The following is a 20,167-nucleotide window of genomic DNA, read 5'->3' on the forward strand; positions in this document are numbered from 1 at the left end:
TGACGGAAGAATAGGAAAACGAAACGGTTGTGAAACTGCGCCCGCCCATGCTGGGGCATCGCAGTCACCAGGGCTGCTCCGGATCATTAAGAAAAACCATTCGAAGGCACCGCGTGGACAGAGGTCATTCATTGATTGGAGGTCAGAACACCAGAGCGCCTTCGTTGGTGAACGCGCCCATGCCTGCGACATCGCTGTCGAAGGCGACCTCGAGGTCCCGCAGGGTTCTTCGCATTGGCGCGGTCGCACTGCTCATAGCGGCTCTAGCCCACCAGTCGCAGCGTGCGCATGCGCAAACGGCCAGCGGTGTGGTGGCGAAGGCTGGCGTTGCGACAACCATCGCCCAGGTGGCAACGCCTGCTGTTCCAATCTCGTGGCCCGGCATGCAACTGGATCAGGCGCAGGCGAGCATGTCCATGCGCCACTTCAAGGAGGCGGCCATCGAACTGCGCCAGGTTGCCGACGCGCTGGAGCGCGAGGCCTCGCAATCGGGCGCCGCCACGAGCGTCCGACTCCGGCAGGACGCACTCAGCCTGAGGACGATCGCAGACAAGCTTTCTGCGGGCCAGGAGGTCCGTCGGAGGCATCTGGAACGCAAGGTGGCGTGGATCGATGCTTCGCTCGCGGGGCACTACTACGCGGCAGCAACGCAGGCATGGGGAGAAAAGCAGGTGGCCGCAGCGGGCGCCGCGCTCGCCGCGTCCGCTCGCTACGCGCAACGCAGCCTCGACGCGACGGAATACAGGGTGGGGCGTGAGCTTGCCGAGACGGTGAGCTATGGAGACAAGCTGGAAGAACAGTCGGCCACCTCGCTCGATGCGGAGTTTGAGTCCCATCGTCAGCGGGTGGCGGCCGCCATCGCTGCGGCAGAGCATGCCTACGCCCGGCAACCGGTGGACTGAACGAGTGAGATTCATTCGTGCACCCGCCGCGCGCGGCAAGTCCGACCCGATCCCACTGGGCGCTGCAGTTGCCCTGAAGTGATGGAACTGGGGTGGCGAACCGGCTTGAATTCGCGTGGGGTGGGAACTGGCAGCGTGCACCTTAGAACCTGCACAGCCGTCGCCTCACATCTTCTGGAGTAGATCACCATGAATTTCCCCGACTACGCGCCCCTGGTCGCAGCGCAACGCGCGTTCTTCGTGGATGGCCACACGCGCCCAATCGGATGGCGCAAACGCCAGCTTGAAGCGATTCAGGCAATGTTCACCGATCACCATGACGACCTATGCGATGCACTCTGGAAGGATCTGCGTCGCAACGTGATTGATGCCGATCTCATGGACGTCGGCTACTGCGCGAGGGAGGCGGCCTACGCCCTCAGGCACATAGATGCATGGGTAAAACCGACAGCCGAGCCGACACCCATGGTCTTCGAGCCGGGTGACGTCCGGGTTAACCGGGATCCTCTGGGCGTCTCGCTCATCATTGGCGCCTGGAACGAGCCCTTCATGCTGCTCTTTGGCCCACTTGTCGCGGCGTTGGCGGCGGGCAACACGGCGGTGCTCAAGCCTTCGGAAGTCGCGACGAACTGCGCCGCTGCTGCTGCGCGGTTGGTGCCGAAGTATTTCGATCCCCGTGCCGTTGCGGTGGTCGAAGGTGGCGTGCCGGAAACCACGGCATTGCTGGCGCAGCAATGGGACATGATCTTCTTCACCGGCAGCCCCAGAGTCGGCAAGATCGTCCACCAGGCGGCCGCCCAAAACTTGACCCCCTGCGTGCTCGAACTCGGCGGCAAGAACCCCACCATCGTCCATTCATCGGCCGATCTCGAAGTAGCAGCGCGACGCATTGCCTACGGACGATTCCTGAACGCCGGCCAGATCTGCACCGCGCCCGACCACGTGCTCGTGTGGCCCGATGTGAAGGATGAGTTCGTGCAGCACCTGGACGACGCGATTCGTGCGTTCTACGGCGACGACCCGCAGCAAAGTCCCGACTACGGGCGGGTGGTCGACAGGCGCAACTTCGATCGGCTGGCCGCACTGATCGACAGCGGCAAGGCGGTCGTGGGCGGCCAGACCGACGTGGATGAACGCTACATCGCACCCACGGTGCTGGTGGATGTGTCCGAAGATTCGCTCATCATGAAGGAGGAGATCTTCGGCCCTATCCTGCCGGTGCTAGCGATCGATTCAGTCTCCTCCGTCATCAGATGGGTCAATTCGCGCCCCAGTCCGCTGAGCCTCTATGTCTTTGCCGAGGATAGCCAGGTGATCGACGCGATCCTATCGGCGACGCGCTCGGGCGACGTGGAAATCAACGACTGTGCGATTCACCCGCTCTTTCCCGAGCTTCCATTCGGGGGCGTCGGCAATTCGGGAATGGGCAAGTACCACGGAAAGTGGGGCTTCGAGGCTTTCACGAACGCCCGCGGCGTCTTCCATCACAGCACCCGCGTCGATCCGCGCGTGCGTTACCCGCCTTATGCGCGGCATGGTCTGGAGCGCGCGATGCTGAATCGACTGACGCCATGAGCGAAGTCGGAGGTTCCTTGGAGAACCTGGCGCCGACGGGCCGGCATCAGAGGGGCTCCTTCGAGGCGACTGAAAACTTGTCCCGCCTCGTCATGCGAAAGACGCGGCACCCCGCATGCGCACACGGTGCGGTGGTTCGAGGCCCGGGCGTTTGGCGGCCGCACTTTCAACTGCGGGGTCCGACCCGTCGGGACAGGCATTCGCTCGAATGCCTACGCGGCCGATAGCTCCGTGCGGAATGCATACGAACGTGGTGTTGCCAGCGCGCGCGTGTGTGGGGAAGGACCACTGGTTTACTTCGATGGAAACTGACCATGTTCAAGAAGCTTCTGGCCTCGGATCCCGCACGCATCGGACGGCCTGAGGGGGCATCACAGAAGGATGCCTTGCCCGATCGATCGATCGGCGGAACGCCGGAAGCCATGAGGACCGAACTTACCAAGCTGTTGGGCGAGGATCGTGTCCTTCACCGGGCGATCGATCTGGTTCGGTATGCCTCGGACGCGAGCGCCTACAGGCTCATGCCTCAGGTGGTCGTGATGCCTCGAAGTTGCGAAGAGATCGCGCGCATCTTTGCTTATTGCCGGGAGCATGGCCATCATGCCACGTTCCGCGCGGCGGGGACCAGTCTCAACGGTCAATCGCAATCGGACGACGTGCTGATCGATGTACGTCGGCATTGGTACGGCGCCGAGGTGGAGGCTGGCGGCCTGCGGCTCCGGGCGCGGACAGGCACGATCCTCGGACATTGCAATGGCATGCTAGCGCGCTATGGGCGAAGGCTGGGCCCGGACCCCGCGAGTGAGGGCGCTTGCACCGTCGGCGGCGTCATTGCCAACAACTCAGGGGGCATGCGTTGCACTGTGCAGCGCGATGCTTACAGCACGGTCGCGGCGCTTACCTTCGTGTTGACCTCGGGCGCCATCATTGACTCATCGGCGGCGGATGCGGAGGCTGCATTCGCGGCCGCAGCGCCGGACCTGGCGAGCGGCCTGCTGGATCTCCAGCGCGAGATCCGCGCGGATTCGGCGCTCGTCAACCGGATCCGGCGCAAGTACTCAATCCGAAATACTCACGGCTATCGGCTTTGCGCATTCCTCGATGGTGACACGCCGCTTCAAATCTTTCGCCGACTGCTGGTCGGCTCCCAAGGGACGCTCGCGTTCGTCGCCGAGGCCGTCATCGAGACTGTTCCCATGCCCGAGGTCACTGGCGTGGCATGGATTGCGTTCGCATCGATTGACGAGTGCGTCAGCCTGGTGCCTGATCTTGTGGCCCTCGGCGCTACCGCGGTCGAACTGATGGTCGCGCCGGCCTTGGTGGCCGCGGCGCAAGCGTTCGAGGGCACACCGGCCTACTGGAGGACTTTGGATCCGAATGCGGCTGCTCTGTTGGTCGAGTACGGTGCGCCGAATCGATCGGCGCTCGACCTGCTCGAGCAGGAGGTCAGGGATCTGGTGGCAAATGCGAAGCCAGTGCACCCGGTCGAGTTCACGAGCGTCGCCGAAGCGGTCGAACTGGCCTGGCATGTCCGGGAAGGCCTTCTCGGCCTCGTGGGAAAGGTGCGACCGGCGGGTGCCAGCATGGTCATCGAGGATGTCTGCTTCCCGCCGGAGAGAATGGCGGAAGGTGCCCGGGATATTCAGGCCCTGCTCAGCAGGCATGGATACATGGGCGGCGTAGCGGGGCATGCCGCCCACGGCAACCTCCACTTCAATCTCATGTCCGACTTCACCAACCCGGAGGATCGCGACAGATACGCCGCCTTTATGTCCGACTTGGTCGATCTTGTCGTGGATAAATACGACGGGTCTCTCAAGGCAGAACACGGGACAGGGATGAACATGGCGCCGTTCTTGGAGCGCGAGTGGGGGCCAAAGGCAACGGACATCATGTGGCGGTTGAAGGCGCTCGCAGATCCCCATGGCATCCTGGCGCCCGACGTCATCCTGACTCGCAACCCTCTTTTGCATCTCCAAGCGCTCAAGTCGGTCCCGACGATCGAGAACGTCACCGGCTCGATGCATTGCATCGAGTGTGGCTTCTGCGAACCGGTTTGCCCAAGCAGGAACGTCTCCATGACGCCGCGGCAGCGGATCGTGGTCCGTCGGGAGATGGCACGTCAGGCCCCGGGCTCCCCGATGCTCGCCCAACTGCAGGTCGAGTATCAGTACGATGGGATCGAGACCTGCGCTGGCGACGGTACCTGTGCGACCCAATGCCCGATCGGGATCAACACGGGTGAACTCATTAAGTCTTTTCGCGTGGCGGAGAACAGCGAGGCTGCCGAAGCGGTGGCGCTGTTCCTTGCGAGGAACTGGTCCAAGGTAGAGAGCCTGTCACGTGTGGGATTGCGTGCGAGCGAGATCGCCGCGAAGGTTCTCGGTGTCAACGCACTCACAGGGATCATGGCCGGCGTTCGAACCATCGTCAGCAGCGACGTGATACCTGCAGTGCCCGGTCCGATGCCGCACGTGGCAAGACGACTTCCGGCAACTCGTCGCGACGGCGCCACCGCGGTCTACTTTCCCGCTTGCATCAACCGCATGTTCGGCCGTGATCCTGGGCGCGCGCCAGCGCCGTCGCTGCCCGAGGTCTTGGTGGCCCTGTCGGCACGAGCCGGACGCTCACTTTGGATTCCCCCGGACGTTGCCGGCCTGTGTTGTTCGACGCCTTGGCACTCGAAAGGCTATCGCACGGGCCATGCATTCATGGCCACCGCGATCGCAGATGCGCTCTGGCGTTGGAGCGATGGCGCCCACCTTCCGATCATCGTGGATGCCGCCTCGTGCACTTTGGGTCTGTTGGACGATGTAGGTAGGCATCTCGATCCGGAGCGGCAGGAACGTCATCGTCGCTTGGATATTCGTGATTCGATTGCGTGGTGCCATGAACTCCTTCCTGCGCTCTCCATCCCTGGCAAGCTGTCGCGCGTTGTCGTGCATCCGACCTGCTCGATCACGCACCTGGGACTTGCGAATCAATTGAAAGAGATTGCCGCGGCCCTGGCCGACGATGTCGAGGTGCCGATTGGAACCACCTGTTGTGGGACTGCCGGCGACCGCGGTTTGCTGCATCCCGAACTGGTGGTCTCGGCAACCCGGGAGGTCAAGGCCGTGCTGGACAGGCATCCGGCGGACGCCTATCTGTCGGCGAACCGCACGTGCGAGATGGGCATGCGTCATGCGACCGGTCAAGCTTACGAATCATTCGTTTTCCTGCTGGAGCAACTGAGCCGTGAGGTGGAATGAACTGCGATTCGCCGCCTCCACCGTATCGCGTCTGGATGCGGGGCTTGCCGGGCAGTTCTAGATACGACGGTGATCGCGCGACGAGACTATAGAGGGAGCGGTCGTGTCGGCATCTGCCTTGGAATTGTCGATAGCCGACACGACGCGAGATCAGCGGGCGCTGGCGACCGCAGGGCGCACGGCGCGCTGCTGTGCCCGCATCGCGGTGAGCTCGAACGAGCCGCTGTCCTCGTTGTAAAGTGCATCGAGTTGGCCGCTTTTCTCGGCAGCTGCGAGTTCAGACTTGACCTCTGAGCGGGGCACGGTCGAAGTGCGATGGCTCGCGAGGTAGAACGAGCCGCTGTCGGTACCATCCAGAATGTTGAGCGTGCCGTCTGCGCGAGCCTGAGCAACCTCGGCCTTCACTTCACTGCGTGGCTCGCTGGAGTGCAGGTGCGCGGCCAAGTAGGCGGAACCGCTGTCCTCGCCGTCGAACGCGGCGATCTGTCCACTGGCTTGGGCCGCCTTGAGCTGTTCCTGAACCTGGGCACGGGACAAGCCCTGCGCCGAAGCGGTTGCGGCTGCGAGGACAAGGGAGGCGGCCACGAGGGCCATGCGAGTGTTGAGCTTGATCATGATTTTTCCTTTGCGCATCTGGAAGTGAAAGAGGCCAGGCCGACAGATGCATCCGACTGCCTCGTTAGTGTTTCCCTTGACTTGGCCCTTCGCTTTGAATCGCTATTGGCCTGTCTCGGTGGCTCTACTGTCGCGGGCTCGCGTTGCCTGGTGATTGCGCCGCGAACGTGCGCGATACGCGTGAAACAAGCCCCATGCCATCTGAAACAGAACGCGAGCGCAGATCGCATTGCCTCCCCTTGAGCGGCAGATTTGCCCCTCTGAGCCTTTTCGGCTGTCCGCGCTAATAGCCGCGGCTGCTGCCCCCTGGTGCGCATAGGCCATGGTGATTCCACGGATGGGCCAGTGAGCCGTTACGGGTTGGAATAGGTCACTTGAACCGTCCGCCGAGCAGGGCCTCCATGCCGCCAGCGCCCATGGCTTTTCGGCACAGCAAGAAAGCTCCTTTTTCTCCAGTTCACGTCAAGCATGATTGCCTCCACCCGCCCGTCCACGCAGGTGCTGTCCCATGTCCTTGCGGTTGATGACGATCCGGCAATCCGGGAGGCGATAGGGGACTACCTGGCTCGCAACGATCTTCGCGTCACCGTCGTGCCCGACGGGCTTTCGATGCGAGCCGTGCTGAACCGCGAAGTTGTCGACCTCGTTATCTTGGATGTCAGGTTGCAGGCCGAGGAGGGAATGGCCATAGCGCGCAGCCTGCGTGAGAGCTCCGCGATTTCCATCATCATGCTCACCGGCCAGACAGAGGAGGCGGACCGGGTGATGGGCCTGGAGTTTGGCGCCGACGACTACGTGACCAAGCCCTTCAGTCCGCGGGAATTGCTCGCCCGTATACGCGCGGTACTCCGACGCCGGCAGCCGCAAGTCCGACAGGGCCGACCGGAAGGAGTACGCGCGTACCGGTTCGACGGATGGGAGTTAAACCTCAATACCCGTAAATTGTGCACGCGCGAGGGGGAGATCGTACCCTTGAGCAATGGTGAATTTAGCCTGCTGGTCGTCTTTCTCGGCGCTTCGAACCGCGTGCTGTCGCGGGATCAGCTGCTCGACCTTTCCCGCCTCCATGGAGACGACGTCTACAACCGTTCGGTGAACACGCAGATCCACCGTCTGCGGTGCAAGCTGACGAGAGATTCGCGCCAGCCGGCCTACATCCGCACCGAGCGGGGTGCAGGCTATGTCTTTTGCATGCCGGTTGAAATCGTGTGCTGAGCCGCTGACGTATCGGCGCGATGCTCAGGCGGAAGGGTTCGCATCCGTGTCGGTGCACCTGCCCGATTGGTTGCGCCTGACTAGTCCCGGCGTGTGCGAAGTTTCGACTACCAGGCGTAGCCTCTTGTGGAAGAAGCTTTCGATCGTCGGGCGCGACTACCAGCACGAGGAGCAGACGTTCGGCTTTGTCAGCAGCGGTGATCGTGTCAGCACCGGGGCCAGTTCGGTGGAGCGGCCATGAGATCTCCTGGTTGGGGTTTGGCCATACTGCTATTGCCGGGAGTCGCGACATGATTGTTCTCTGCCTCCCTGGCCAGCGCGCTGTTCAACATGGCCCGGGGGCGCGGCAGTCGGCAGTGGCCGCGCTGCCCTCAGCGCCGCGCAGGGCTTGCGCCGCCGCGCGGTGCTAGTAGAGCGTTTCGACCACCGGCACGAAGATGTACCCGGCCCCGCGCTCGGTCACGATCAATTGGGGTCGTGTCGCATCCGATTCGATCTTGCGCCGCAGGCGCAGAATCTGGACATCCACGGCGCGGTCGTAGATCTCGACGTCGTGCAGCCGGGACAGGCTGATCAGTTGGGAGCGAGAGAGGACGCGCTGCGCCGCACTGCAAAGCGCTGCCAGCAGGCTGAATTCGAGGTTGGCCAGCTCGACCTTTCGGCCGTCGGGACTAGAGAGCTTGCGGGTGCGCATATTGAGCTCCCAACCCGAGAAGCGGTAGGCGCGTCGCTCGTCGGCGCGCCCCGTGCGGTCCAGCGGCTTGCGGTAGCGGCGCAGCACGGAGTGGATGCGCGCCAGCAGTTCGCTAGGGTTGAAGGGCTTGGTGACGTAGTCGTCCGCCCCCAGTTCAAGGCCCATCACTCGGTCGGCTTCCTCGCCGATGCCGGTGACGAACATCACCGGCACGTTCGCGCGGGACCGCAGTGCCTGCACAAGCATCATCCCGTTCTCGCCAGGCATGCGCACGTCAAGGAGCACCAGGTCGGCTGCCTCTCGATCGACGGTTTCGAGCAGAGCGTGTCCGCTGGCCAGCGTCGTGACGCGCATGCCGTTGCGAGCCAGATAGTCCTGCAGCGCAACGCGGATGTTGGGGTCGTCGTCGACCACCAGGATGTGGGGCGGATGAATCGGACGCGACAGGTCGTTGAACACTGAGGTCATGGCCATGATGCTTCCCCTGTGGCTTGGTGAGCTCGCACTATGCGTCGCCCGGGAGCCGTTCGTGTTGCGCGCCGCCATCGCCGGGTTACAACTGTGACCCGGTGACCAGGCTTCTCGACCCGCTGCTCAGGCAAGGTCGTTACCCGTCTGAAGGGTCTCGGCTCGCAGAGTGCTCCCGCGTTCCTGAACTGCCCTCAAGCATCGACCCGGCGGGCCGACGCCAGTTGGGCCAGCACGAGGCGTAGCTCGGGCAGCCGCGGCGGCTTGCTCAGGACCCGATCCACGCTGGGCGGGATTTCGCTGTCGGCGATCAGCCGCTGGCCCCAGCCTGTCAGCATGATCACCGGTGTGGAGGGGCTCAGCTGCTTGATGGCCCCCGCGACTTGGCGACCATCGGTGTGCGGCATGCCCAGGTCGGTGATCACTAAGTCGAACGCATCCGGGGTCCCGTGTGTCTGCCGAAAGGCGTCGATGCCTTCCCGGCCGCCCCCGCGGGAAATGACATGGTGACCATCGCCCACGAGCACGTCGTGCAGAGAGGTGAGGACGATTGGATCGTCGTCGACGATCAGGATGCGCAGTCGGGGGGCTCGTCCAGGCGCCGCCACCCCGGGGGCGCTGAGCGCCGCGGACGACTCTGCTTGCACAGGGAAGCTCATGCGCACGGTCGTACCGCGCCCGGGCGCGCTGGCGATCTGTAGGTCAGCACCGTGTCGTTGGGCGAAGCCGTAGACCATGGCGAGGCCGAGCCCGGTGCCGCGCTGTCCCTTGGTGGTGAAGAATGGTTCGCGGCAGCGGCGCAAGGTGTCTTCGTCCATGCCGAGGCCTGTGTCGACCACCTCTAGATGGACCAGGGTCGCCGACGGGCTCTTCGCTGAAGCTGCAGTGAGCTCGCTGCAGGTGCGCAGGGTCAACACTCCGCCTTCCGGCATGGCATCCACTGCATTGAAGACCAGGTTGGTGAGCGCTTCCCGAACCTCGCTCTCGATGCCACGGATGTCGGGCAATCCTTCCTCGAAGGCTCGGTCCAGGCGGATCACGATGCCATTGCGCTGCGGCATGTCACTCCAGCGCGCACGGGTCATCTCAGCCACTTGGTCCGCCAGCAGGTTCAGCCGCAGCCGCGAGAGACTAAGTTGCGGCTCGCGCTGCTGGTAGAACTCGCGCAGGCGCGCCACAGACGCTGCCACGTCGTCGATCGAGCGGGCGATGGTCCTCAGATGACCGCGCCCCTTCGCGCTGAGGCCTGCTTCATCCTCGATCAGGGTCTCGACGTACAGCAGCACAGGCGAGATCGCGTTGTTGATGTCGTGTGCAATGCCGCTCGCCATCTCGCCGAGCGCGCGCAGGCGCTCCTGCTGCATGACGGCCTGCTGGGTTTGGCGCAGCTCGTCGTAGGCGAGCTGGAGCGCGCCATAGAGCCGGGCCTGCTGGACGGCGAGCCCGACATGGGCGCTGAGCTGACGCAGAAACTCGCATTCGCCGCTGCTCACGGAATGGGCGTGTCGGCGAGCGGTAACCAGTAGGCCGAACACGCGGCTTTCCGAGCGCAGCGGCGCCAACACCAGCGAGCGGAGCCCGACGGCCGCCAAGCGCGCTGGAAACGCAAACGGGCTGTCCGAGATGTCGGGCTCGTGGACCAGCTCGCCTTGAAGGCAGTGCGACAGCCCATTGGCGTCGATGTCGATGGTCGAGTGACCGGACAATCCCAGTTCGGCAGCCAGGCCCTCGCTGTCCGGGCCGATGCACGCGACCCGCAATAAGGAAGCGGCGGGGTCATGCTCGCACACGCAACAAAAATCCATCGGCAGCCGGGCCTCGACGCTCGCTAGCACGACCTGGTAAATGCTCTGCATCTCCTGGCGTTGCCCTACCGCCGACGTGATCTGGTCGAGGAGGCTCAGCCGCTCCAGCTGCGCATGCAGGCGTGCCTGCGCGCGGTTGCGTTCGGTGACGTCGAAGAAGGAGAAGAGCATCTCCTCGTCGATCCGGATGCGTGAGATCACAAGGTCGCGCGGGGTTCCGTCCTTGCACATGACCCGCCGTTCAAACGGGACGGCGGTGCCCAGGTTGCCAGCGATGGTGGCGGCGTGCCATTCGCCTTGCAGCGCAGCCTGTCTTTCACCATCCGGATAGGCCAGCGGCCACCAGGCCTCCATCGTCGGCACGTCCGCTTTCGTGTAGCCGAGGACTTCGATGAACCGCGCGTTAAGGCTCGCCACGGTACCGTCCTCGCCGACCAGCGCCATAGGCATGGGCGCTTCGTCGAACAGCCGTCGAAAGCGGGCCTCGCTGGTCCGCAACGTGGCCTCCGTCGCACCACGTTGCTTTGCCGCTTCGTCCAGCAGACGCCGGACTTGCGCGAACTCGGCCATGTCGCGGGACGAGGCTTCCAGATGCAATGTCTGGCCGATCGAGGTGATGAGCGGACCGATGCGGCGGCTGGCGCGCTTGCCGCCGAGGAAACCGGCAAGCGTCGCGCCGGCAATGGCGACCAGGAGCACGGCGGCCGCGCCCAGCAAGGAGTCTCGGTCATCGCCGGTGGGAATCTCGATCGCGACAGACCATTGCGATAGTGCCGAATGCGCAACGAATTGCTCGCTGTCGCTATCGCCGTTGGCCATGGCCTCTCGATGCCCCGACGAGCGTGCGATTAAGTCCCCCTGCCCATCGCGCAGGGCGACCGTCCAACCGGGTGGCAGAGCCACCTTGTCGAGTTCCCTGCGAAAGCGTGCCGATTCGAAAGTCGTGATCAGAAGAAAGTTCGTTCCCGCCGGGCGAAGCACCGGGACGGTGATGGCGACCAGGGGCTGATTGATCACCGGACCCTGGAACATGTCGCCTACAGCCGGTCGACCGGTTTCGAGTGCCAGCGGCGCCGACTTGCGCCCTTTCGGCCGAGGCAGCGGAGGTAAGGCCGTACCGAACGGCACGCGGGTATTCCAGAGCATCGCCATGCGCCGGTCGCCGAAGATCACGTGACAATCGAAGATCTGGCGGAAGCGTTGTGCGTCGGCATAGAGTTCCCCCCAGCGCGTGGGGTCATCGACCAGAGGCGATGTCCCCAGGAACTGCAGCGCGATGATCCGTGCATTGAGCTCGCTGTCAACCAGCCCCATGATCGTCTGGGATAGCTTGGTTGCCTCGGCGTCGCGCTCCGCCCGAAGATCGCGCACGCGATCGATGGCCAAGTAGGCGGCGAGCAGGATGAGCGGTCCCATGCAGAGCCAGATCAGCCCAGTGATGTACGCGCGCAGTGAGACCGTCGCGGCCTCATCCGCGCGGTCGGCCGGCGCCGAGAAGGGGGCGTTATTCATCGCACGAGCGCGCGCCGACGTGCGTCAGCACAGCATGTTGGGCCGCGCACAATAGACCGAGTCCCGCCCCGGATGATGATCGGGTAGAGCGGCATTGGCTGCGCGGTCCAGTTGATGCCGCATCTTTCCGCGATGGGTCCCCGGATGGCTTTGGGCCGATTCGCCGGGGTCACGGTTGAAACCTGGCAGGCGGCCGAGCTGGCTGTCAATGCACGGTCTCGACCGGCACGCCGAATGCGTACCCGGCGCCGCGTTCGGTGAGGATGTACTTGTGTTCCTGCCTATCGTCTTCTAGCTTGCGGCGCAGCCGCATGATCTGCGTGTTGACCGACCGGTTAAAGACGTCGTCGCCATGCAGCCGGGACAGGTCCAGCAACTGGTCCCGCCCGAGCGTCCGTTGCGGCGCCCCGAGCAGCACGACCAAAAGGCTGAATTCCCCGTTGCTCAGAGGTACGGTTTCGCCGGCTCGGTTCTTCAGTCGCCGCGTGTTGAGGTTGAGTTCCCAACCGTCGAAGCGATAGGCGCGGATTCCTTCGGGCCGGCCCCGCGGGAGCTCCGGCTGGCGGCGGCGCAGCACTGCGCGAATCCGCGCCAGTAGCTCGCGCGGGCTGAAGGGCTTGGTCAGGTAGTCGTCTGCGCCCATCTCTAGGCCCATGACCCGATCAGCTACGTCGTCGCGCGCCGTGAGCATGACGATGGGGATCGCCGACTCGTCGCGCAATTGGCGCGCGAGGGCCAACCCGTCCTCCGTTTGCAGCTTCACGTCCAGCAGCACGAGGTCTACGACCTCGCGGGCAAGAATCATCCGCATTTCCCCGCCGTCGGCGACGGTCGTGACGCGTAGGTCATGCCCGCGTAGATAGTCGCCAACGGCTTCGCGAATCGACGGGTCGTCGTCGACTGCCAAGACATGCGGCAATGCCGCTGGAGATTCGCAAGGCAAAAAGTTCACGGTGCTCCGGGGGGCTGCTCAAGCTTCCAAGTTTGACTTTGAAGTCCAGGCAGGCGAAGACAGCCCGGGTCACAGATGTGACTTAAAATGCCGGGACGAGGGGAAGTCCGTGACAAAGTCCCGAGAAGCCGAAGCTGACCTCAGCATTCGCCAGATCTGCGGAGCTTGGCGGCTGATGTGCCGCGACGCGCCGGGGCGACGGGTCAGCGACACCGCCGGCGTCACTTACATTTTCAGCGGCCTGCCGGTCGCCTTCTTCAACCTCGTGGTGCTAACTCAGCCGTCGATCTCGGCAGCGGCATTGCGATCGTTTGCAGAGGAAGCGCGGGCCTGGACCGAGAACACGACCGACCCGTGGTCCTTCCTGGTCACGGGCGAGGCGCTCGAGTCAGGCGTCGATGCCGCCGCGATTCTCGGCGAGTTCGGACTGGGGCCGGCGTTTCCGCTTACCGGCATGGTTGCCACGGAGGTGGCCCCGCTCGCCGCCGCGCCTCCCGGTCTGCGCCTCACAGTGCCCGCGGACGATACCGCGTGTGCGTCGATAGTGGACATCAATTCGGCGGCGTACGACTTGAATCTCGGTCCGGCCAACGCGATGCTCGGCCGGCAGACGTTCTGGAACGACCAGTTCCCAGTGCTGGGGACGGTGGACGGGACGCCGGCGAGCAGCTCGGCGGTGCTGGTCGTGGACGGTTGCCGCTACGTCGCGCTGGTCGCGACACTCCCGGCATATCGGCGCCAGGGCTACGCCGAGGCAGCGATGCGTCAGGCACTTGAAAACGCCGCGGCCGCGGTGGGGCCACGCCCCAGCGTCCTGCACGCAACTGAAGCGGGCCGCCCTATCTACGAGCGCATGGGTTACTCGACGATCACTTCGCACACGCTGTTCATGGACGCTGCGTTGCTGGCCCGTCACTGAACTCGGTCCGTGAAGTGGTTACCGCGCCCGCCGCTCCTTCGCGCCGGTACTTTCGGCAGCGGACGTTGCATTCGTGTTTCAATTCGCATTGAAAGTCACGTCTGACATGGAGATTCAATGGCATCGTCGCCCTCCGTCCGCCGAGCGTTCGACTTGGCGCTAGTCAAGCGCCTTCAGCTCGAGCTCGCCGAGGAGCGGGCGTTTCAGGCGCTTGTGGATCTCGCCGGTGACAGGCTGCGCGAGCTGCTGTCGGCTGACTTGGTCGGCATCGCGTTGCTGGAGCCGGACCGGCAGCTGCTGAGCGCCCCTTATCTGGTCGAGCATGGGCAACGGTCCAGTCCGGCCCCTTGGGCTCCGATGGGCCTGGGCGCGCAAGTGCTGCGCACCGGCAAGGCGGCGCGTTTTGGCACCCCCGCCGGGGCGCGCCCGACGGGCGAGGGGCCGCAGCCCCGGTCCATACTGTGCGCGCCGGTTTTGTCCGGCATGGAAGCGATCGGGTTCATCGCGGTCGCCAGCATGCCCGCGGGGGCTTTTCGGCCGCACGATCTGCGGCTCGTGCAGGCCATCGCCGCCAGTCTTGGCGTTGCACTCCACAAAGGCCGCCTGGCTGGGGACGCAAGGGAGTATCGCCAGGGATCCGGGCAGCGCGACGCAGAGCTCGACCTCATCACAGGCATACAGCAAGGGCTGGACGCGAATCTCGGCCTGGGCGCGATCGTCGAGTTGGTCGGGGCGAAGCTGGCCGAGGTGTTCGATGCGGACGGAGTTGCTGTCGCCTGGTTCGACGAGGAGACCATGCAGGTCCGGCCGGTCTACGTGTGCGAGAGCGGGGTCCGGATGCCCGCCATCGCGCCTTTCACCGCGCAGCCGACAGAAGCCAACGCGCGCATGTTGCGCGAGCGCGCACCTGTCCTAGTCAACCGGGTCGATCCGGGCAAGCAAGGCGCCGTGCCCGGCACGAGGCTGCCGCGATCGTACTTGCGCACGCCGGTGCTGGCCGGCGAGCGGGTGATCGGACTGATCAGCATCGACAACTTCGAGCGGGCAGATGCTTTCGGCGACACCGACGTGCGGCTCCTTCGCGTGGTCGCCGGTGCGATGGGCGTCGCGGTGCAGACCGCGCGGCTGCGGGACGAAAACGACCGCCTACAGGAGATGGTGCGGCGCCGGAGCGCAGAACTTGCCCTGGTGAGCAAGATCCAGCGGGCGATGGCGACAGAGCCGGACATCGAAGGCATCACCCGCGTCGCCGGCGACAGCTTGTGGGAAGGGCTGGGCGTGCCCTTGCTGCACATCTGGTGGTGGAATCAGGACCAGGATCAGGACCAGATTCGCCTGGCCTACTGGAACTTCGGCGGGGAGTACGGGAATCCGGGAATGGCTTACCCGGTGTCCGACATGGGGCCGTGCGCGCCCATGGTGCTGGTAGACCAAAAGTCGTTCGTAGCCAGCAACTGGGCAGAGCACGAAGCGCTCGGCCTCACGTGCATGCCCGGCACCGTGCGCAGTCGAACGATTGCGTCGGCGCCCATCGTTGGCGTGCAGCGTGTCCTGGGTTTGGTGATAGCCGAAGACGACGAGCGCGAATATGCGATCGACGCGTCGGCCCTGCGCACGCTGGAGATCGTGGGCGCCCTGCTGGGCGGCGCTCTGGAGAGTGCGCGGCTGCGGGACCAAGGGTCGCGCGGGACTAGTTTGCCAAGCTCCCCGGCTACGGCCCTCTAGCCGGCGTCCGACGCCTTCGGTCCCGCCGGCAACGCGATCAGGAACGTTGAGCCCGGCCCTTGGTTGGCTTCAGCCCATAGCCGGCCCCCATGTTTTTCGATGATGGAGCGGCTCACCGACAGGCCGATGCCCATGCCTGAGTTCTTGGTCGTGTAGAAGGCCTCGAAGATCTTTTCAATGGACTGCGGAGCAATACCGGTCCCCGCATCCTGGACGCTCAGGTAGACGAAATTGTCATCTTGCCGCTCCGTCGTAATCGTCAGCCGGCGAGGCCGGTCATGGACGCCTTCCATGGCCTGCGCGGCGTTGCGCACAAGGTTCAGGATCACCTGCTGGAACTGCACCCTGTCGCCTCTGACAAGGCTCAAGTCGTACGAGAACAGGGTCTGCACGATCGCACCAGTGCGCTGGAGCTCGCCGCGCGACAGCGCGACCACGTCTCGCGCCGCGTCGTTCAGGTCCACAAGTTCTGTGCCGGTGTCCTTCTCCTTCATGAACAGCGCACGTAAGCGAAGCAGCACATCGGCCGCCCTAGTCCCGTCACGCACCGTGCGCCTTGCGGTCTCGCGCGCGCCCTTGACGTTCGGAGGAACCGCATCGAGCATCTCCAGCCCCATGGTGGCATTGGTGATGACGCTGGTCAGCGGCTGGTTGACTTCGTGCGCGATAGAGGCCGACAACTCGGCGATAGCCGCCATCTGGGTAGCGACGTCCAGCCGGTGCCTGGCTGCCCGCAACGCGTCTTCCAGCACCCGGCCGTCGTGAATGTCGATGCCTACCGCATACCAGCCGGAGATTTTTCCGGATTCGTCCCGCATCGGTTCCACACGTTCGTGGAACCATCGGTAAGTACCGTCGGCGCGGCGCACGCGGTGCGTGCTCTCCAGAGGCTCGCCGGTTTCCAGCGAACGGATGCGTTTCCTAAGCCATGAGTCCCAGTCTTCCGGATGTACGGAGGCGATTCGAAGACGCTGTCGGCGGAAGCTGTCGGTGCTCGCGCTGAGCCCGGCCTCAAGAGACGGCGCACTGAAGTAGTCGAGAAGGCGCCGGTTGACGTAGTCAAGCTGTCCGTCGGGCGTCCAGCGCGCGACCAGCGCCGGGATCATTTCCACCAGCAGGCGAAATCCCTGCTCGCTGCGACGCAGCGCCTCCTCTGCCTTGCGCTGATCGTCGATGTCGCTGATCAGACCGTACCAGCGCACGATCGCGCCGCTGTCGTCCCGGTACGGCGCGACCCGCACATGGAGCCACCGGTACGTCCCGTCGGCGCGCTGCAGTCGGTGTTCCAGTTCCATCGTCTCGCCCGTCCGCACGCACCGAAGCCATTCGGCATTGACCCAATCCTGCTCGTCGGAATGGAGCTGCGACATGAAGCCGAGACCGCGCAGGACGCTCGGTGGGGCAATCGGCCGTGTCACGCCCCAACTGCTCGTGTAGATGTGCTCGCCAGTCGCGCTGGCGACCGTGATCGAGGCCGGAATCCTGTCGACCAGATCCTGCTCACTCTGAGCCGCCGCATCCCCAGAACGCTTCAAATCGTCGATGTCGGTGGTGATTCCGAACCATTTCACGATCTTCCCCGACCGGCTGACCCGGGGTGACGCGCGAAATTGGAACCACCGGAACGCGCCGTCGAATCTGCGGACCCGGGCCTGCGCGTCGCAAGCCGTCCCGGCTCCGATCGAGGCGCTCAGTCGTCCGAGCAGGCTGGGCCGGTCGTCGGGATGGATCGTCGCTTCCCACCCGGTGCCGATCCCGGCGTCGGCGGATAGGCCCGTGTATTCCACCCAATGCTGGTTTAGGAAGTCGATACGGCCATCGGGACCGGCGGTCCAGACGAGCGCCGGCAGGCCGTGTATCAATTCACCAAAGTCGGCATCCGTCCCGCCAGAGGATTCTGCTTTCGCCTTTGCCCTTGTACGAACGCGTGCGACCAACAGCCAAGCTCCTTCGCAATCAAGACCATTTGGGTCATTGCCCCTCGAATTGTAGAGTGATAGAACGCACCGAACTCCACTTCTGCGTTGCGTCTCTGCCTCCAGGGGTCTCGACGAGCCAACTGGGTTCGCCAAAGTTCGCTCGCTGGCCCCATCGGCTGTCATTCTGCAGGCTGGCACCGCGCGGGACGCAATAGTTCACGGTTGGCCTGGAGTGGAACTGGGCGTCACGAGAGTGCAACTCGTGCGAACTGACGGGCGACGAGCCGTTGGGATGCATCGCCTGCGGCCGGAACGAGGCGGGCCGGGAGGCCGGGCGAGCACGCTTGCCGGTATCGACGGACGCGAGGAGGAATATTGCGGGCTTTTGGGGCGACCAGCAAGTCTCGGCAAGTTACAGGTGCAATGCATCCGGCTCAGGATGCAATGGTGGTGATGCAGGCAGTTGCGATCCTTGAGCATGCCAAGCCATTGACGAGAGCGCATCCAATGAGCAAGAACCCAATACTACTCGGCACTGGGCTCGCTATCGCTTCAGTTGCCCTCGCACTGTCTGCCAGCGGCCCGGTCAAGTTGCGGGCGCACGCCTCACCGCCGCAGGTATCGGTTCCCATCGGTGGCTCTCGAGAATCTCGCGACTAGAAAGGACTCCCATGGACGATGACCACGAGATTGCTGTATTTGGCCCCTATCGTCTCAGTGCATCGACTAGGCACTTGCAGCGTGGCGAAGAATCGGTCGCTCTGGGCGGCCGGGCGATGGACCTGCTCATTGCACTCGTGGAACGCGTGGGCGAAGTGGTTTCGCGGCGAGATCTCATGCGGCGCGCTTGGCCTGACCTTGTCGTAGAGGAGGCTAATCTGAGGGTTCACATCGGAAGCTTGCGGAAGACACTGGGTGAGGGCAGAAGTGGCGACCGCTACATAACGAACGTGGCTGGACGTGGCTACTGCTTTGTTGTGCCGGTCAGTCGCCTGAGCAGCAAAGTTGATTCGTTCACTTCGGCACCCGTCGTGTCGCCGCGTACGCCGAATGGCCTGCCCAAACGGCTCTCCCGGATGGTAGGCCGCGATGAGGTGGTGGAGGTACTGTCGAGCCTACTTCGGTCGCGCCGATTTGTAAGCCTTGTAGGCGTTGGGGGTGTAGGCAAGACGACGGTCGCGGTGTCCGTGACCTACGAAGTGCTCAATCGTTTCGATGGCGGCGTGCATTTCGTGGACCTTAGCGTGATCGAGGACCCTTCACTTGTCGTAGATGCAGTTTGCTCTGCCACCGGCATGACTGCAGGTTTGCAGGATCCGATATTGAGTCTTCGCGCGCGCCTGGAAGGTAACAGGGCTCTTCTTGTCCTGGATAACTGCGAGCGCCAGATCGATTCCGTTGCCTTGCTGGTCGAGCAACTGCATGCGGCTCTTCCGGGACTACACATCCTTGCTACAAGCCGAGAGCCGCTTCGGGTCGAGGGCGAGCATGTTTACCTGCTGCCGCCGCTGGAAACGCCAACACTCGATCGGGAACTCACGGCCTCGCTCGTTCTTGAATCACCCGCCGCGCAGTTGTTCATGGACAGAGCCGAAGCAGGGGGCTTTCATTCTGGCCTGCTCGATCAAGATGCGCTAGTCGTCGCCTTGCTGTGCGAGAGACTTGACGGCATCCCCCTAGCGCTTGAACTGGCAGGTGGTTGCGTCGGAACTTACGGTGTACACGGAGCCGCGAAGCTTCTGGACGACCGGTTCAAGCTTCTGTTGCGTGGCAGAAGAAGCGCGCCTCCACGACACCAGACATTGCACGCCATGGTGGACTGGAGTTACAACCTCATGTCAGCAATGGAAAGGCGAATCTTTGCAAGACTTTCAGTCTTCGTGGGCCATTTCACATTGGAGGACGCACAGTCAGTGGTGTGCGATGACGCTACTTCCCCTTCGACCGTGGCCAGCACCCTTGCAAGCCTGGTCGATAAATCTCTAGTCTCCACTATGGTTTCAACCAACATTTTTGTCTTTCGGTTGCTCGAGACAACACGCGTCCACGCTGCCGGGAAGTTGGTTGATAGCGGAGAGCTAAGTCTCGTTGCGCGCCGCTACGATATTCTTAGTTCGCAGGTAGGCTTGTCTCGCGCGACGGCTGCCGCGAAGCGGCGATTTCGAATTGGCGCTGAATCTGCTACATCGATGCACAAGCTCGACACGCGCGCATCGGCGCGCGGGATTGAATTAATTTCTGTGAACGCCGTCGATGGCGGCGACCGAGACAATCCGCACGGCGTGGAGTTGCATCGCGCCCACGATGCGCAAATCGCATGCGTGGTAGTTTGAGGGGGCGAGAGGCCATGAGTGCATGATCTTTACTGTCGAAGGGCGTGTTGCAACCTTCTCGCTCTCCGGCAGGGGCCTGCTGAGCGGAATTGGTCGCGTGCTGGCTTCTTGCGCTCGACGTCGAGGCAGTCGAACAATGTCTCAAATAGACTGGTTGCAGCCAGTCGATTGCCGCCGGCGAGCGTCGGAGGTCGCGCATACCTGACGGTCGCACTTTTGTGTGCGACCGGCCGGTCTACTCGGAAACTTGCCCTTCGCTGTTAGGTGCTGCCAAGGACCAGA

General features: G+C 63.8%; 12 protein-coding genes. 7 read left to right on the plus strand and 5 right to left on the minus strand.

The window, feature by feature from the left end; all coding sequences use genetic code 11:
- Nucleotides 1-383: 383 nt before the first annotated feature.
- The 3 genes from QTH87_RS22525 to QTH87_RS22535 all read left to right on the plus strand — a co-directional run bounded on the left by QTH87_RS22525 (nucleotide 384) and on the right by QTH87_RS22535 (nucleotide 5,728).
- On the plus strand, nucleotides 384-902 hold the full coding sequence (locus tag QTH87_RS22525; RefSeq protein ID WP_286612304.1) for a hypothetical protein: 519 nt from the start codon (nucleotides 384-386) through the stop codon (nucleotides 900-902).
- 189 nt (nucleotides 903-1,091) lie between these two features.
- Complete coding sequence (locus tag QTH87_RS22530; RefSeq protein ID WP_286612305.1) at nucleotides 1,092-2,477, plus strand: aldehyde dehydrogenase family protein; 1,386 nt, start codon at nucleotides 1,092-1,094, stop codon at nucleotides 2,475-2,477.
- Between the two features lie 314 nt (nucleotides 2,478-2,791).
- On the plus strand, nucleotides 2,792-5,728 hold the full coding sequence (locus QTH87_RS22535; protein ID WP_286612306.1) for an FAD-binding and (Fe-S)-binding domain-containing protein: 2,937 nt from the start codon (nucleotides 2,792-2,794) through the stop codon (nucleotides 5,726-5,728).
- 150 nt (nucleotides 5,729-5,878) lie between these two features.
- Here QTH87_RS22535 and QTH87_RS22540 read toward each other — a convergent pair whose 3' ends face one another.
- The gene (locus QTH87_RS22540; RefSeq protein ID WP_286612307.1) at nucleotides 5,879-6,343 is read right to left on the minus strand and encodes a hypothetical protein; all 465 of its coding nucleotides are present in this window, start codon (nucleotides 6,341-6,343) and stop codon (nucleotides 5,879-5,881) included.
- 468 nt (nucleotides 6,344-6,811) lie between these two features.
- On the opposite strand from QTH87_RS22540, the gene QTH87_RS22545 reads away from it, so the two are divergent.
- Complete coding sequence (locus QTH87_RS22545) at nucleotides 6,812-7,558, plus strand: response regulator (protein ID WP_286612308.1); 747 nt, start codon at nucleotides 6,812-6,814, stop codon at nucleotides 7,556-7,558.
- Nucleotides 7,559-7,964: 406 nt separating this feature from the next.
- Here the strand turns inward: QTH87_RS22545 and QTH87_RS22550 are convergent, their stop codons facing one another.
- The 3 genes from QTH87_RS22550 to QTH87_RS22560 all read right to left on the minus strand — a co-directional run bounded on the left by QTH87_RS22550 (nucleotide 7,965) and on the right by QTH87_RS22560 (nucleotide 12,944).
- Nucleotides 7,965-8,720 carry a response regulator transcription factor gene (locus QTH87_RS22550; RefSeq protein WP_286612309.1) on the minus strand — a complete coding sequence of 252 codons (756 nt, stop codon included), beginning with the start codon at nucleotides 8,718-8,720 and terminating at the stop codon, nucleotides 7,965-7,967.
- A 194-nt stretch (nucleotides 8,721-8,914) separates the two neighbouring features.
- The gene (locus tag QTH87_RS22555) at nucleotides 8,915-12,037 is read right to left on the minus strand and encodes a hybrid sensor histidine kinase/response regulator (protein ID WP_286612310.1); all 3,123 of its coding nucleotides are present in this window, start codon (nucleotides 12,035-12,037) and stop codon (nucleotides 8,915-8,917) included.
- Nucleotides 12,038-12,242: 205 nt separating this feature from the next.
- A complete protein-coding gene (locus tag QTH87_RS22560) occupies nucleotides 12,243-12,944 on the minus strand; it encodes a response regulator (protein ID WP_286612311.1) in 702 nt (233 codons plus the stop codon).
- A 154-nt stretch (nucleotides 12,945-13,098) separates the two neighbouring features.
- Between QTH87_RS22560 and QTH87_RS22565 the strand changes: the two genes are divergently transcribed.
- Both QTH87_RS22565 and QTH87_RS22570 read left to right on the plus strand, forming a co-directional pair.
- Complete coding sequence (locus QTH87_RS22565; protein WP_286612312.1) at nucleotides 13,099-13,908, plus strand: GNAT family N-acetyltransferase; 810 nt, start codon at nucleotides 13,099-13,101, stop codon at nucleotides 13,906-13,908.
- 117 nt (nucleotides 13,909-14,025) lie between these two features.
- The gene (locus QTH87_RS22570) at nucleotides 14,026-15,633 is read left to right on the plus strand and encodes a GAF domain-containing protein (RefSeq protein ID WP_286612313.1); all 1,608 of its coding nucleotides are present in this window, start codon (nucleotides 14,026-14,028) and stop codon (nucleotides 15,631-15,633) included.
- On the opposite strand, the gene QTH87_RS22575 is transcribed toward QTH87_RS22570, so the two are convergent.
- A complete protein-coding gene (locus tag QTH87_RS22575; RefSeq protein ID WP_286612314.1) occupies nucleotides 15,630-17,570 on the minus strand; it encodes a PAS domain-containing protein in 1,941 nt (646 codons plus the stop codon). The genes QTH87_RS22570 and QTH87_RS22575 overlap by 4 nt on opposite strands.
- A gap of 653 nt (nucleotides 17,571-18,223) precedes the next feature.
- Here QTH87_RS22575 and QTH87_RS22580 point away from each other — a divergent pair.
- The gene (locus QTH87_RS22580; RefSeq protein WP_286612315.1) at nucleotides 18,224-19,885 is read left to right on the plus strand and encodes an ATP-binding protein; all 1,662 of its coding nucleotides are present in this window, start codon (nucleotides 18,224-18,226) and stop codon (nucleotides 19,883-19,885) included.
- The last annotated feature ends 282 nt before the right edge of the window (nucleotides 19,886-20,167 follow it).

Origin of the sequence: Variovorax jilinensis, assembly GCF_030316885.1 — a bacterium.
Classification (GTDB): domain Bacteria; phylum Pseudomonadota; class Gammaproteobacteria; order Burkholderiales; family Burkholderiaceae_C; genus Variovorax; species Variovorax jilinensis.